This is a genomic window from Agrobacterium sp. NPDC090273 (genome assembly GCF_044772305.1).
Taxonomy (GTDB): Bacteria; Pseudomonadota; Alphaproteobacteria; order Rhizobiales; family Rhizobiaceae; genus Agrobacterium.
The window spans coordinates 606,285-620,257 of the sequence record NZ_JBIVYN010000002.1 but is presented as its reverse complement, the minus strand read 5'-3'; the positions used below and the strand labels follow the sequence as shown (position 1 = coordinate 620,257).

The 13,973-nt window shown below is 57.8% G+C and carries 13 protein-coding genes; 6 read left to right on the top strand and 7 right to left on the bottom strand.

From position 1 onward, the window contains the following. Position 1: 1 nt before the first annotated feature. From ACIQT8_RS09160 to ligD, 4 genes are all read left to right on the top strand, one after another. A complete protein-coding gene (locus ACIQT8_RS09160) occupies positions 2–1,807 on the top strand; it encodes an ABC transporter ATP-binding protein (protein WP_400964818.1) in 1,806 nt (601 codons plus the stop codon). 12 nt (positions 1,808–1,819) lie between these two features. Then, entirely contained in the window at positions 1,820–2,698 is an 879-nt protein-coding gene (locus ACIQT8_RS09155; protein ID WP_400964817.1) for a ribokinase, read from the top strand. A 93-nt stretch (positions 2,699–2,791) separates the two neighbouring features. Next, entirely contained in the window at positions 2,792–3,115 is a 324-nt protein-coding gene (locus ACIQT8_RS09150) for a hypothetical protein (RefSeq protein WP_400964816.1), read from the top strand. Between the two features lie 4 nt (positions 3,116–3,119). Next, positions 3,120–5,750, top strand: a complete 2,631-nt coding sequence (gene ligD, locus ACIQT8_RS09145; protein ID WP_400964815.1) for a DNA ligase D — start codon at positions 3,120–3,122, stop codon at positions 5,748–5,750. A gap of 25 nt (positions 5,751–5,775) precedes the next feature. Here the strand turns inward: ligD and ACIQT8_RS09140 are convergent, their stop codons facing one another. The 4 genes from ACIQT8_RS09140 to ACIQT8_RS09125 all read right to left on the bottom strand — a co-directional run bounded on the left by ACIQT8_RS09140 (position 5,776) and on the right by ACIQT8_RS09125 (position 8,900). Continuing rightward, the gene (locus ACIQT8_RS09140; protein ID WP_400964814.1) at positions 5,776–6,594 is read right to left on the bottom strand and encodes a Ku protein; all 819 of its coding nucleotides are present in this window, start codon (positions 6,592–6,594) and stop codon (positions 5,776–5,778) included. Positions 6,595–6,610: 16 nt separating this feature from the next. After that, positions 6,611–7,492, bottom strand: coding sequence for a Ku protein (locus tag ACIQT8_RS09135; RefSeq protein WP_400964813.1), 882 nt, complete (start codon positions 7,490–7,492; stop codon positions 6,611–6,613). A gap of 106 nt (positions 7,493–7,598) precedes the next feature. Continuing rightward, positions 7,599–8,003 carry a hypothetical protein gene (locus tag ACIQT8_RS09130; RefSeq protein WP_400964812.1) on the bottom strand — a complete coding sequence of 135 codons (405 nt, stop codon included), beginning with the start codon at positions 8,001–8,003 and terminating at the stop codon, positions 7,599–7,601. Between the two features lie 9 nt (positions 8,004–8,012). Beyond that, entirely contained in the window at positions 8,013–8,900 is an 888-nt protein-coding gene (locus ACIQT8_RS09125) for a TIGR02587 family membrane protein (protein WP_400964811.1), read from the bottom strand. A gap of 223 nt (positions 8,901–9,123) precedes the next feature. Here ACIQT8_RS09125 and ACIQT8_RS09120 point away from each other — a divergent pair, with 223 nt between their 5' ends. Then, positions 9,124–10,338: an FAD-dependent monooxygenase gene (locus tag ACIQT8_RS09120; RefSeq protein ID WP_400964810.1), complete on the top strand. Its 1,215-nt coding sequence runs from the start codon at positions 9,124–9,126 to the stop codon at positions 10,336–10,338. Positions 10,339–10,381: 43 nt separating this feature from the next. Here the strand turns inward: ACIQT8_RS09120 and pcaF are convergent, their stop codons facing one another. The 3 genes from pcaF to ACIQT8_RS09105 all read right to left on the bottom strand — a co-directional run bounded on the left by pcaF (position 10,382) and on the right by ACIQT8_RS09105 (position 13,078). Then, the gene (gene pcaF, locus ACIQT8_RS09115) at positions 10,382–11,587 is read right to left on the bottom strand and encodes a 3-oxoadipyl-CoA thiolase (RefSeq protein WP_400964809.1); all 1,206 of its coding nucleotides are present in this window, start codon (positions 11,585–11,587) and stop codon (positions 10,382–10,384) included. Between the two features lie 67 nt (positions 11,588–11,654). Next, positions 11,655–12,359, bottom strand: a complete 705-nt coding sequence (locus ACIQT8_RS09110) for a CoA transferase subunit B (protein ID WP_400964808.1) — start codon at positions 12,357–12,359, stop codon at positions 11,655–11,657. Further along, positions 12,356–13,078 carry a 3-oxoacid CoA-transferase subunit A gene (locus ACIQT8_RS09105; RefSeq protein ID WP_400964807.1) on the bottom strand — a complete coding sequence of 241 codons (723 nt, stop codon included), beginning with the start codon at positions 13,076–13,078 and terminating at the stop codon, positions 12,356–12,358. The genes ACIQT8_RS09110 and ACIQT8_RS09105 overlap by 4 nt, the downstream gene beginning before the upstream one ends. 136 nt (positions 13,079–13,214) lie before the next feature. Here ACIQT8_RS09105 and ACIQT8_RS09100 point away from each other — a divergent pair, with 136 nt between their 5' ends. Beyond that, positions 13,215–13,970, top strand: a complete 756-nt coding sequence (locus ACIQT8_RS09100) for an IclR family transcriptional regulator (RefSeq protein WP_400964806.1) — start codon at positions 13,215–13,217, stop codon at positions 13,968–13,970. Positions 13,971–13,973 lie beyond the last annotated feature (3 nt).

Here is a 13,973-nt window from a genome sequence, read left to right as displayed (position 1 = left end):
CATGACCAAACCTATTCTTTCGATTTCCAACCTCAACACGGCATTCCGTGTTGGCGGTGAGTGGCGCAACGTCGTGCATGATGTCAGCTTCGATATCGCGCCGAAGGAAACCGTTGCGGTCGTCGGCGAATCCGGCTCCGGCAAGAGCGTGACCGCCATGTCTATCATGCGGCTCCTGTCGCCAGGCAACTCGCGCGTCACCGGCAAGATCGAATTCGAGGGCAAGGATCTTCTGTCGATCCCGCTCGACGACATGCAGAAAATCCGCGGCAACCGCATCGGCATGATCTTCCAGGAGCCGATGACGTCGCTCAATCCGGTGCTGAAGATCGGTGAGCAGATCACCGAGGTGCTGCGTCAGCATCGCGGCATGTCGGAAGCGCAGGCGCAGGCGGAAGCCGTGCGGCTTCTCGAAAAAGTCCGCATTCCCTCGGCCAAGTCGCGCCTCAACGAATACCCGATGAACTTTTCGGGCGGCATGCGTCAACGCGTCGTCATCGCCATTGCACTTGCCTGCGATCCCAAGTTGCTGATCGCCGACGAACCGACGACCGCGCTCGACGTGACCATCCAGGCGCAGATTCTCGAGCTGATCAAGACGTTGCAGGAAGAAGAGGGCATGTCTGTTCTCTTCATCACTCACGACATGGGTGTTGTTGCGGAAATCTCCGACCGGACGGTGGTGATGTATCGTGGCGAGCAGGTCGAGACCGGCACGACGCACGATCTCTTCGCGGGTGCCAAGCATCCCTACACCCGCGCCCTTTTGTCGGCCGTGCCGCAGCTCGGCTCAATGACCGGGAAGGACCGTCCGTTGCGGTTCCCGCAGGTAGACATGGCAACCGGCGAAATCCAGCCGGTCAAGCCCACTGAAGATACGGTCAAGCGCGACCAGCCGCCGATCCTCAAGGTCGATAACCTCGTCACGCGCTTTCCGATCAAGAAGGGGTTCCTGCGCAAGACCATCGGTCGCATTCACGCGGTCGAGGGCGTTTCGCTGGAACTGCGTCAGGGAGAAACGCTGTCTCTGGTCGGCGAATCCGGTTGCGGGAAGTCGACGACCGGTCGATCGATCATCCGTCTGACCGATGCGGTTTCAGGCGAAGTCCAGATTGACGGCAAGAACGTCTTGAAAGCTGGAAAGACCGATCTCGCCAATATCCGTCGTGAAGCGCAGATGATCTTTCAGGACCCGTTCGAAAGTCTCAATCCGCGCATTCGTGTCGGTCAGGCGATTGCCGAACCGATCATCACCCATGGTCTGGCGCCAGCCTCGCAGGCGCGTCAGCGCGTTGGCGAACTTCTCGAACGTGTCGGTCTGTCCGCGTCGATGGCGGATCGTTTCCCGCACGAGTTTTCCGGTGGCCAGCGTCAGCGTGTGTGTATCGCCCGCGCCCTCGCGCTGGAACCAAAGCTTCTGATTGCCGACGAATCCGTGTCCGCGCTCGACGTGTCGGTCAAGGCTCAGGTCATCAATCTGATGCTCGACCTGCAGGAGAAATACGGTCTCGGCTACCTGTTCATCAGCCATGACATGGCGGTTGTCGAGCGCATCAGCCACCGTGTCGCCGTCATGTATCTCGGCGAAATCGTCGAGATCGGTCCGCGTCAGGCCGTTTTCGAAAACCCGCAGCACGAATATACCAAACGTCTGATGGCCGCGGTTCCGATTGCAGATCCATCGCGTCGGCAGACACGCCGCATCTCCAATGACGAGATCAAAAGCCCGTTCCGCGCTGCCGATTATGTGCCGCCGAAGCGGACTTACGAAGAAGCCGGCGAAGGCCACTTCGTTCAGATCGCGTAAGGAAACCATGCCATGATCATCACCTTCGGCTCAATCAATGTCGACTTCGTGTACGAGGTCGAGGACATGCCGCAGCCGGGCCAGACGCTGCTTGCGAGACGCTTCCGCACGGAAGCCGGTGGCAAAGGGGCCAATCAGGGGCTTGCTGCAGCCCGCGATGGGGCGGAGGTGGTGATGGTGGGTGCTGTCGGCCAGGATGGTCTGGCAGAGACCGGACTGCAGAACCTCAAGACGGCAACGGATATCAGCCGTGTGGCCATTCTTCGCGAACCGACTGGCAATGCCTCGATCCATATCGACGCCAAGGGGCGGAATATGATTGTGGTCGCAGCCGGTGCCAACCTGGCGGTTTCTTCCGATAGCGTGGAGGAGGACCTGTTGCAACGGGCGAATGTCGTGCTCATGCAAATGGAAAACGATGTGGCGGAGGTGGAAAAGCTCATCCGCCGCACGCATGCCTCCAGTGCCACCTCAATCCTCAACCTCGCACCGGCATTTCCCTTGTCGGAAGAGGTTCTCTCTTTGTGCGATCTGATCGTCGTCAATGAAGACGAAGCCGAGGCTTTGGCGGGTTGGCTCGGCTGCGGTGTATCGGCGGAGGACCTGTCCGCGCGCCTTGGTACCGGTGTCCTGCGTACACTTGGCGGTGACGGCGCCGAAGCCGTCGCATTTGGCGACAAGGTGCGGGTCGCGGCCATGTCGATTGAGGTGAAAGACACGACGGCGGCAGGTGATTGTTTCGTTGGTGTCCTTGCCTCGGCGCTTGATCGCGGCCTTTCTCTGAAAGAGGCCATGCAGCGCGCCTCGATTGCAGCGGGTTTGGCGTGCTCGCGGCCTGGAAGCCAGAGCAGTCTTCCTCAGCGAGACGAGACGGACAGGGTCATCTTCTGATCCCTGTTGCCTCCTGAAATTTCCCAGGTGCGTCGGAGAGTCAGAGCGAAACGGCATCCTCTCCGCCTTGAATGACGATTCTTGGCGGCCTGATTGGAACTTCTGCACCGTCTGGCGTCTTTTTACCGCATGGGCGCGCCACTGAAGAAAACCGACCGGCTGCAAGATGATCTCGACATTCGGGATGCGATCATCCACGTCCTCTATCTGAAACTCGTTGCCGAACGCGAGACGCGCGAAGCGATTATTGACGCTGCAAGGTCGGGTGCCGCACCGGAAGTGATTGAGGCGATTGCGTCAGACCCTGTTCCCGTGATCGATGAATTCGGACAACAGGAAACGGTCCGCAAGCTCCTGCATCAATTCTCGAAGATGAAGTCCCGTTCTTCGGGAACGAAGATCGGGCCGGGCCGGTGAAGTCATGTCCGGAAAACTCTCGACCTATCAAAGCAAACGCGATTTCAAGAAGACGACAGAGCCCGCCGGAACGGTCGAGATAAAGCCATCGCGGCGTCTTCGCTTTGTCATGCAGAAACACGATGCGACCCGCCTCCATTACGATCTTCGCCTTGAGCTTGATGGGGTGTTCAAGTCATGGGCCGTGACGCGCGGTCCTTCACTCGATCCGGCAGACAAACGCCTGGCAGTCGAAGTTGAAGACCATCCGCTCGATTACGGCGATTTCGAAGGCACGATCCCGAAAGGTGAATATGGCGGTGGCACGGTCATGCTGTGGGACCGTGGTTATTGGGAGCCGGAGGGTGACATGTCGCCGGAAGATGCGCTCAAAAAAGGCGACCTCAAATTCGTCCTCAGCGGGGATCGCCTGCAAGGCAGCTTCGTGCTTGTTCGCATGAAACACGACCGAAACGGCGGCAAGCGGACCAACTGGCTGCTGATAAAGCATCGCGACGATAAATCCGTCAGCCGGAACGGTGGCGCAATTCTCAATCGGGAAAAAACGTCGGTGGCGTCGGGCCGGGAGATGGCGGCGATCGCTGCCGGCACAGGGCGAAAGCCAAAGCCATTCATGTTGAGTGAAGCCGTTATCGGTGCCGACGCCGTATGGGACAGCAGCGAAGGGCGTGCGGCGGAAGAGAGGCAAAAGCAGCGACAGCGCGAGGCCAGAAAAAAAAGACCTGCGGCAAGCTCGATGCCCGCCTTCGTCCCGCCGCAGCTTTGCAAGTCTCAGGAGAGGCCACCATCTTCGACAGGATGGCTGCATGAAATCAAGTTCGACGGTTACCGTATCCAGATGCGTGTGGAGGCAGGCGAGGTTCAGCTCAAAACGCGCAAGGGGCTCGACTGGACAAAACGTTTCAGCCACATCGCCGGCGATGCCGCCGATCTTCCCGATGTTATCGTCGATGGCGAAATCTGTGCGCTGGATCGCAGCGGCGCACCGGATTTTTCAGCACTTCAGGCGGCCTTGTCGGAGGGGCAAACCGAGCATCTGGTCTTTTTCGCTTTCGATCTCTTGTTTGATGGCGACGCTGATCTACGCGATCTGCCGCTTCAGGAGCGGAAATCACGGCTTAAGGCACTTCTCGCGGAAGCAAAGGCCGGTGAGCGCATACGTTATGCCGATCATTTCGATACGGGCGGCGATGCCGTCCTTCGCTCGGCATGCCGGCTGTCTCTGGAGGGGATTGTATCAAAGAAGGCGGATGCGCCTTATCAGTCCGGTCGAAGTGATAGCTGGATAAAATCCAAGTGCCGGGCAGGTCATGAAGTGGTCATCGGCGGTTACGCCACAACCAACGGACGGTTTCGGTCTCTTCTGGTCGGTGTCCATCGCGACAAGCACTTCGTCCATGTCGGCCGTGTCGGTACCGGTTTCGGCGCTGGCAGAGCCGATATGCTGATGGAAATGTTGGTGCCGCTGCAGGTCTCCCGTTCGCCCTTTACCGGGATGGGCGCACCGAAAAAGACGACCGACATCCATTGGGTGAAACCGGAATGCGTTGCCGAAATCGAATTCGCGGGATGGACGGCGGATGGGCAGGTGCGTCAGGCTGCATTCAAGGGGTTGAGGGAAGACAAACCGGCCGGTGAGGTGACGACGGAGGTCGCGGCATCGGTCGATCCGGTGAAACCCGGTGAAGCGCCGGTGCAGAAATCTGCTTCAAGGGCCACAGGCCGAAAGGGTGCAAAAGTGGAGATCATGGGTGTCCTCATTTCCAACCCTGACAAGGTGCTCTGGCCGGATAAAGACGATCCCGTGACCAAGGAGGATCTGGCTCACTATTTCGAGGCTGTGGGGGATTGGATGATCGGTCACGTCAGGGGCAGACCCTGCTCGGTCATCCGGGCGCCTGATGGGATCGGCGGCGAGCAATTCTTCCAGCGCCATGCCATGCCTGGCATGTCGAACCTGCTGGAGCTCGTCAAAGTCTCCGGTGACAAGAAGCCCTATCTGCAGGTCGACCGGATTGAGGGGCTGGCAGCACTGGCACAGGTTGCGTCACTCGAACTTCATCCCTGGAATTGCCATCCGGGTGAGCCGGAATTGCCTGGCCGTCTGGTCTTTGATCTCGATCCAGGCCCCGACGTTGCCTTTTCCATTGTGGTCGAGACGGCGCGCGATTTCCGCGACCGTCTGGATGAGCTTGGTCTTGTCAGTTTCTGCAAGACGACCGGTGGCAAGGGGTTGCATGTGGTTACGCCATTGAAGGCCGCAAAAGGTGCGTCGCCCGACTGGGATGAGGCAAAGGATTTTGCTCGGCGGGTTTGTGAGTTGATGGTCGAGGAGAAACCCGACCTCTATCTGACCAAAATGGCAAAAAAGCTTCGGGACGGGCGTATCTTTCTCGATTATCTGCGCAATGACCGCATGGCGACCGCGGTTGCTCCTCTGTCACCGCGTGCGCGGCCCGGTGCTACGGTCTCGATGCCGCTGACATGGACGCAGGTGAAATCGGATCTTGATCCCAAGCGGTTTACGATACGGACGGTCCCATCATTGCTCGGCAAGAGCGAGGCGTGGAAGGATTACGATCAATCGGGCCGCTCGCTGGCGGAAGCCATTAAACGTCTAAAAAAATTGAGCTGAGGCGCAGCATTTGAGAGGCCTTCGGCTATTTCGTCTTTTTCGATCGACGATTGTCTGCCTCGACCGATTTGCGTAGCGCATCCATGATGTTGATCACGTTGCTCGGTTTCTCTGTCTCCGTTTCGTTGGGCTTTTTGGCTGCGGTCGGCTTACGCTGCTTTTTCTTGGACTTGATGAGATCAAGGAGGTTTTCCTGGACCGGATCGGAGACCATCTTGCCGTCCCAATGCCGGGTCTGCGTCTTGATGAGTTTGCGAATTAAAGGAAGCGCTTCTCTTTCGGTTTTTGTTTCGGTCAAGCCGACGAAATAATCGCCTGCCTCTCGCACTTCGTCGCCATATCTCAACGTCCAAAGTACAATTCCCTTGCCGCGTGGCTCGAGCATGACCGCCCGTTCACGGCGTCCAAGCACCAGCCTGGAAATACCGACCATTTTCTGCTGTTCCATGGCGGCGCGAATGACGGCAAAGGCCTCTTCACTGACCTTGTCGTTGGGTGTGAGATAATACGGCTTGTCCAACCAGATCCAATCAATCTCGTCACGTGGGGTGAAGGTCGAAATGTCGATCGTTTTCGTGCTTTCCAGTGCGACGTGCTCGAGGTCTTCATCCTCAAGCATGACATAATCATCATCGCCGCGCTGATACCCTTTCACCTCGTCCTGTTCGCGGACCCCCTTACCGGTAACGGCATCGACGTAGTGGCTTTGAACGCGGTTGCCCGTCTCGCGATTGAGAGTATGGAATTTCACCTTTTCGCTGTCGGACGTTGCCGGCGTCATCTCCACCGAACAGGTGACGAGGGATAGTTTCAGATAACCTTTCCAATGGGGACGAAGTGGCATGATGGCAATCTCCGTTTCATCCGGCCTTCCGGCGCGGCGATGACGACGAGGCGATCTTGTTGCTGGAAGCCTTCTTCCGCGCTGGATTGGTGTTGGCAGATTCACGCTTCGCTGTAGACGCCTTCATGGCCTGCGCGCTCTCTCGCAACGCCTGCAGAAGGTCGCTGGGTTTCGAGGCTTTTGGAGCAGCAATCTTCTTGAACGGCTTGCCCTCGATCTTCGCCTTCACCAGTTCGGCCAGTGCATCCTCGTAGCGGTCGTCGAATTTCGAGACGTCAAAGCTGCCGCGTTTCGTTCCAATGATATGAGCAGCAAGATCGAGCATCTCGGCGTCAATTTTGATGTCGGTCATTTCTTGGAAAGCGTCCTCGGCCGGGCGAACCTCGTAATCGAAGTTCAGTGTGGTGCCGATCAGGCCATCGCCACTGGGACGGATCAACAGGGTGCGAAGACGGCGAAAAAGTACGGTACTGGAAATGGCGGCAACTTTGGCCTCCCTCATGCCGTCGCGCAGCAACGCAAACGCTTCCTCGCCCATTTTCTGCGGAGCCAGATAATAGGGTTTGTCGAAATAGACGTCGTCGATTTCCGTGCAGGCTATGAACGCGTCTATGGCAAGTGTCTTGTCGCTGTTGGGAATGGCTGCGGCGATCTCCTCCGGCTCCAGCATGACATATCGGCCATTGCCGGTTTCATAACCCTTCACCTGGTCGTCGTGTTCGACGACATCTCCCGTCTCGCTGTCGATGAACTCGCGACGGACGCGATTTCCGGTCTTTCGGTTGAGAATGTTGAAGCTGATCCGTTCGGAGGAGGATGCTGCAGTGTAAAGTGCCACCGGACAGGTGACCTCCCCGAACTTGATATAGCCCTTCCAGTTGGCGCGCGGTGCCGCCATCTCCGTGACTCCCAATACGGACAATAACGCTAAACGAAGCGGCTGGTGATTCGTTCCGCCGCTGCGGCCCGATCAGCTCAACAGATCTTCATTCACGCAGTGGTGTTCACGGGTCGGCATAACCGCGCGGCTTGATGCGGATTTCACGATTGGTCGTGTCGTTTACGAAGATGAAAGCGCCGCCCGCTGTTGAATGGGCAGGGACATAGTCGAGGATGACCTCAACGCTTTCCAATACGTTTCCAGCGTCGATGACTTCGCCCCTGACAGTCACTGCGGCGGCAGTTCGGTCAGAACGGTTCAGCACCTGAAACTCGACGCGATGGCCGGATTCAATGACGCTGTCCTGTCCGACCTGTATGGCAAGATCCGGAGGGTTGCTATTTTGGGTCAGTGCCTCGTAGCCGACCCACGCCAGAATACTAGCGACCAACAGGCCTGAAAGTACACCGGTGGCCCACTCGATCCAATGAGGTTCCTGTGCTTCGGGGTGTTTTGACTTGCTGGCCATGCGCCCTCGCTAAAGAATGAGACGTGCGGCTGCAGCGCCGATTGCGCCTGGAAACGACAGAACGATAGTCGACATCAGCATCTGCGTCGGTACCGTGTGATCGAGCCGCCCGAATATCCAGAGCACATAGAGGCTGACGATCAGTGCAACGACGTAACCGGGAAGGGTGAAGCGGAAAAAGACATGCCACCGCGGTGTATCATCCGGTATCTCGTGGGTGCCTCTGAACGAAACGGCATAAACGAACCCGTGCATGATGGCGATCGATAGCAGAATGGCGACAAAAGCATGCCAAGGTGTCATCCTGTAGGAAATGAGGATTACTTCTTCAGTCGGAGCGACATTCAGGTTGAGAAAAAGCGCGCCGACCGCCATGAGGAAAAGCTCGCGACTGTAGCGAGTTGAGAGCTGCCCTTCGACAGGATCGTTTTCATCCACGTCGCTGTTCTTATCTTCTTCATCGCTCGTATCCGCCTTGTCTCCGAACTGTGAGCGACCGAGCAACGCGCCGATACTTGCCGGTACAGCCTGGATCGCGATCTTTCCGAGCATTTCCGAAAATGGCATGTCTGGCTTGATGTCTCCAAGCAAGACAAGGATTGCAGCACTCATGACAACGCCAAGTGCATAGGCGATCATGGCGTCGCGATACGCCTCACGCCATGTGGACGTCCGTTCGAAGCCGATCATCCTTGCGAGCAAGATCAGGAGCGGAATGTTGAGAAGCAGCAGAACGAACAACCTGTAACGCTCGATGTAAAATCCAAGCTGCCACAACTCCATGGTCATCAGCATGGGAATGCCGAAAAGCAGGGCGCCGGCGGCACCGCGAGCGATGCCAATCGCAAATTCTGTCAGCTCTGGTGGTTCCGCCGTTCTGATTGAAGCGCCTGCCATTGCCGTTTCTCTCTTCTGCACCCGGATGCGTGCCCGCCGATCGCGTGAAGCGCGTTTCATTAATTGCGGCGACTGCAAATCGTTCCAAGTGCAATGGTTTTGGGACTGACTGCGTGAGGCGGAACCAAACATCCCTTTTCCTCATTGCTTGATGGCGACCGAGCCCCGGCCCGATAGGCGCAGGGATCTTCTTCTTTTATCAGTTCAGTGCGAGTGTGTGAGCATGCGTGATATGGATCAGCAGAAGCGCCGGGTTCTGATTACGGGCGCCAGTGTTGCTGGTACGACATTGGCCTGGTGGCTTAATCATTGGGGATTTGACGTCACGGTCGTGGAGCGCCATTCCCAGTTTCGCGACGGCGGCCAGAATATCGATGTCCGGGGTGCAGGGCGGGACGTGCTCCATAAGATGCGGCTCGAAGACGTGGTAGCCAGGAATGGAACTGGCGAAGAGGGCATCCGCTTCGTCGACGAAAACAACGAGACGATTGCCGAATTCGACGTTGATGAAATTGGCCCCGATGGGCCGACGGCGGAGCTGGAAATTCTGCGCGGCGATCTCGCAAGAATCCTCTTCGAGGCTTGCGGGCACGATACCCGGTTTCGCTTCGGCGATTGTATCGAGGATATCGATGACCAGAAAGATGGTGCTGTCGTAACATTCAAATCTGGCAATCAGGAAAACTACGATCTGGTGATTGTTGCCGAAGGCGTCGGATCATCAACTCGGGAAATGTTCTTCATGGGGGAGAATGATCCGCGATGGCTCGATGTCATCATGGGTTACTTCACCATCCCCAAAAGCGAGAGCGACGTTGATCATTGCCGCATTTACACAGCCGGCGAAGGCCGGAGCATATGGTTGCGGCCCGACAACAAAGGGACAACGCGCGTTATCCTCGTTGTGCAGAAAAAGCCAGATGAAGAAGACGCGTTATCGCCTGAAGAGCAGAAGGAATTTCTGAGACAGCATTTCCACGATGCCGGCTGGGAGGCACCTCGCGTGCTGCAGGGGCTCAACACCACCGATGATCTATATTTCGACGTTCTTCGCCAGGTGAAGATGGAGCGCTGGTCGAGCGGCCACGTTGTTTTGACTGGCGATGCCGCATGGTGTGCAACCCCGATTTCAGGGATTGGCACCACGCTTGCCATTGTTGGAGCCTATGTTCTTGCCGGAGAACTGGCGACCGCCAAAGATCTTGATACGGCGCTGCATCGCTATGACGAGCTGATGAGGCCCTATGTCGAGAAGGGGCAGGGGGTGCCAAAAATTGCACCCAAAATGCTGCAGCCGCAAACCCGCTTCGGTGTTGCTCTCCAGCATGCGGTGCTGAGAGTGGCCGCGAGCCCCGGCGTCAAAAAGATCGTGACAAAATTCTTCACGCCCGACGCCGACGAGTTCACGGTCCCTGACTACGATCGGGATAGACGCTGAAAAGGGCGAAGACCACTAAGCTGATCCTCGCCTTGCTCCCAGATTAGACGCGCTGCAGTGCGACGGCGATGCCCTGGCCGACGCCAATGCACATGGTGGCAAGAGCATATTGGCCGTGTCCGAGCGAAAGCTCCATGGCGGCAGTACCACTGATGCGGGCGCCCGACATCCCCAGTGGATGGCCGAGTGCGATCGCGCCTCCGTTCGGATTGACGTTCTCCGCCTCATCCGAGAGACCTAGGTCTCTGAGCACAGCAATGCCCTGCGACGCGAAGGCTTCGTTCAGTTCGATGACATCGAACTGCGAAGGGGTGAGGCCAAGTCGTGCGCAAAGTTTGTGCGTGGCTGGCGCTGGCCCAAATCCCATAACGCGCGGTGCAACACCGGCTGTGGCCCCACCCATGATACGCGCAATCGGTGTCAGACCGTATTTGCGTGCGGCGGCTTCCGATGCGATGATGAGGGCTGCAGCCCCATCGTTGACACCAGAGGCATTGCCGGCAGTCACGGTGGCGCCTTCCAGGCGGTTGACGGGCTTCAGCTTTGCAAGGGCCTCGAGGCTGGTAGAACGCGGATGTTCGTCCGCAGACACGACGATTGGGTCGCCTTTTCTCTGCGCGACCGAGACAGGCGTGATTTCCTTGGCCAGCCGGCCATTTGCCTGTGCGGCAGCAGCCTTTGCCTGTGAAAGCAAGGCAAAGGCGTCCTGGTCTTCGCGTGATACGTGGTAGTCGATGGCCACGTTGTCGCCGGTTTCCGGCATGGAATCGACACCGTATTGCTTCTTCATGGCGGGGTTGACGAAACGCCAGCCAATCGTCGTATCGTAGATTTCGGCATTGCGGGAAAATGCGGTCTCCGCCTTGGGCATAACGAAGGGCGCACGGCTCATGCTTTCCACACCGCCTGCTATCATCAAGTCGGCTTCGCCTGCCTTGATCGCACGCGCCGCCGTGATGACGGCGTCCATGCCGGAACCGCAGAGGCGATTGATGGTCGTGCCAGTCAAGGAAACAGGAAGACCTGCCAGAAGCAACGACATGCGGGCAACGTTCCGGTTATCCTCGCCGGCCTGGTTGGCGCAGCCATAGACGACATCACCCACCGCTTCCCAGTCGACAGACGTGTTGCGCTCCATCAAGGCCTTGAGCGGTATCGCGCCCAGATCGTCGGCGCGAACGGATGACAGCGAGCCGCCGAAACGGCCGATCGGAGTGCGGATATAATCGCAAATGAATGCGTCAGTCATAAAATCCTCCTCAAGCGGACCGGTGTGAAACGGATGCGACTTCCAAACACCGGAACGCTTCACGAATTCACAGTGTCGGAACGGTCAGATCGGCTACCGTGCCATCGATGTGGAGCTTGGCACCCGTCATGGCCTGCAGTTCTTCGACACTCATGCCCGGCAGCTTTTCACGCAGGACAAAATGCCCGTCCACGATGTCGATGACGGCGTGGCTGGTGTAGATGCGGGTGATGCAGGCAACGCCGGTCAGCGGGAAGGTGCATTTTTCAACGAGTTTTGGTTCGCCATTTTTGGTGATGTGTTCGGTGATGACGAACACCTGCTTGGCGCCGTGAACCAGATCCATGGCGCCGCCGACGGCCGGCACACCCTTTGAGCCAACCCGCCAGTTGGCGAGGTCGCCGTTTTCGGCAACCTGAAGCGCGCCCAGAATGGCAACGTCGAGATGACCGCCGCGCACCATCGCGAAGCTGTCTGCATGGTGAAAGAACGCGGCACCCGGTTTCAGGGTCACGGCCTTTTTGCCGGCATTGATCAGATCCCAGTCTTCCTCACCGGGCTTCGGCGCTTCCCCGAAATTCAGGATGCCGTTTTCGGTGTGAAACACGGCCTGACGTCCCGGCGGCTGATAACGCGCCACCATTTCCGGAAAACCGATGCCGAGGTTCACATAGGCTCCGTCTTCAATATCCTGGGCGGCGCGCCAGGCGATCTGGGCGTTGGAAAGCTTGATGTCGTCACGGACATCGACTGTCAGCGTATCGGCGCTCATGCGTAAATTCCTCCCTCATACTGCATCCCGGCGCGGATCATTGCCTCTTCCTGCTGCGGGTTCGCCACTTCCACGACGCGGTCGACGAAAATTCCAGGTGTCACGACCTGTTCCGGGTCGATGCCGCCGGCCTCGACAATCTTGGAAACCTGAACGATCGTCCTGGCTGCGGCCATGCACATCAGCGGATTGAAGTTGCGGGCGGCCTTGTTGTAGGTGAGGTTGCCGTGCGTATCGCCGACATGCGCCTTTACGATCGCAAAATCGGCCTTCAGCCAGCGTTCCTGAACATAATGGCGACCATCGAATTCAGCGATCGGCTTGCCGTTGGCAAGCTCGGTTCCGTAGGCAGTCGGCGTATAAAAGGCCGGAATTCCCGCGCCGCCGGCTCTGATGCGCTCAGCCAGTGTTCCCTGCGGTACCAGTTCAAGCTCGATTTCGCCGGCGAGATACTTGTCGGTGAAGGCGCGCGGGTCGGACGATTTCGGGAATGAGCAGATCATTTTCGCGACCATGCCCGCGTCGATCATCGCGGCAATGCCGATCCTGCCGTTTCCGGCATTGTTGTTGATGACGGTGAGATTTCTGGGACGCTTGTCGATCAGCGCATGAATGAGTTCAATCGGTGCGCCGGAACCGCCGAAGCCGCCGATCATCACCACGGCGCCGTCGCCGATAGCGGAAACTGCTTCTGCGGCACTTTTCGATCTCTTGTCCATTCGACCTCCCTAGATCTTACGTCGACCAACTGTCTGTGTTCTCGCCAGTAGATACGACTCATCAAGGCTTGCGGCAATGAAGTTTGTGCGTTAATTGATATTTGTTCATATATCGCACAAATGAGAGGGCTAAGCCGTGAAAGAAACGGATTTCGTCAGCAGCTTTGCCAAGGGTTTGCGTGTAATCGAGGCATTCGGCGAGAGCGACCGGCGCCTGTCGATTGCCGATGTTGCCAAGAAAACGGGGCTTGATCGCGCCACGGTGCGACGCTCGCTGCTGACCCTCTTCGAGCTGCAATATGCTGACTATGACGGCAAGTTCTTCACGCTGACGCCTCGCATCCTGCGGCTTGGACACTCCTATCTGTCCGCCACGCCCTTGCCGACGCTGTTGCAACCTCATCTTGACGTGCTGGCGGAAAAGACCGGCCAGAGTTCATCTGCATCCGTGCTCGATGATACGCAGATCCTTTACATCGCCCGTGCATCGCAACGGCGCGTCATGTCGATCAACCTCAATCCCGGCAGCCGTCTTCCGGCTTACTGTTCTTCGATGGGTCGGGTACTGCTTGCCGCCCTCAGCGACAGCAATGCGCGCGACGTGCTGGCGAGATCCGATCTGCGGGCCAACACCGACCGCACGCTTGTCGACCCCGACGCGATCATGAGCGAGCTCGGTCGTGTCAGGGAGCTTGGATATGCCTTGATCGATCAGGAACTCGAACTGGGCCTGAGGTCGATCGCAGTGCCTTTGAAGAACAGGCGCGGTGAAACGATTGCGGCCCTGAACGTTGGTGCTCCGGCTGCACATATCTCGCTGGAGGAGATGACGGATGATGTTCTGCCCCTGCTCAAAGAGGCGGCGGAAAACATCATGCCTCTGTTGAACTGACTG

Coding starts and splice junctions, on each gene's coding strand:
- ACIQT8_RS09120 (WP_400964810.1), top strand. CDS start 9,124: ATGCGTGATATGGATCAGCAGAAGCGCCGGGTTCTGATTACGGGCGCC.
- ACIQT8_RS09125 (WP_400964811.1), bottom strand. CDS start 8,900: ATGGCAGGCGCTTCAATCAGAACGGCGGAACCACCAGAGCTGACAGAA.
- ACIQT8_RS09105 (WP_400964807.1), bottom strand. CDS start 13,078: ATGGACAAGAGATCGAAAAGTGCCGCAGAAGCAGTTTCCGCTATCGGC.
- ACIQT8_RS09135 (WP_400964813.1), bottom strand. CDS start 7,492: ATGGCGGCACCGCGCGCCAACTGGAAGGGCTATATCAAGTTCGGGGAG.
- ACIQT8_RS09110 (WP_400964808.1), bottom strand. CDS start 12,359: ATGAGCGCCGATACGCTGACAGTCGATGTCCGTGACGACATCAAGCTT.
- ACIQT8_RS09140 (WP_400964814.1), bottom strand. CDS start 6,594: ATGCCACTTCGTCCCCATTGGAAAGGTTATCTGAAACTATCCCTCGTC.
- ACIQT8_RS09160 (WP_400964818.1), top strand. CDS start 2: ATGACCAAACCTATTCTTTCGATTTCCAACCTCAACACGGCATTCCGT.
- pcaF (WP_400964809.1), bottom strand. CDS start 11,587: ATGACTGACGCATTCATTTGCGATTATATCCGCACTCCGATCGGCCGT.
- ligD (WP_400964815.1), top strand. CDS start 3,120: ATGTCCGGAAAACTCTCGACCTATCAAAGCAAACGCGATTTCAAGAAG.
- ACIQT8_RS09130 (WP_400964812.1), bottom strand. CDS start 8,003: ATGGCCAGCAAGTCAAAACACCCCGAAGCACAGGAACCTCATTGGATC.
- ACIQT8_RS09155 (WP_400964817.1), top strand. CDS start 1,820: ATGATCATCACCTTCGGCTCAATCAATGTCGACTTCGTGTACGAGGTC.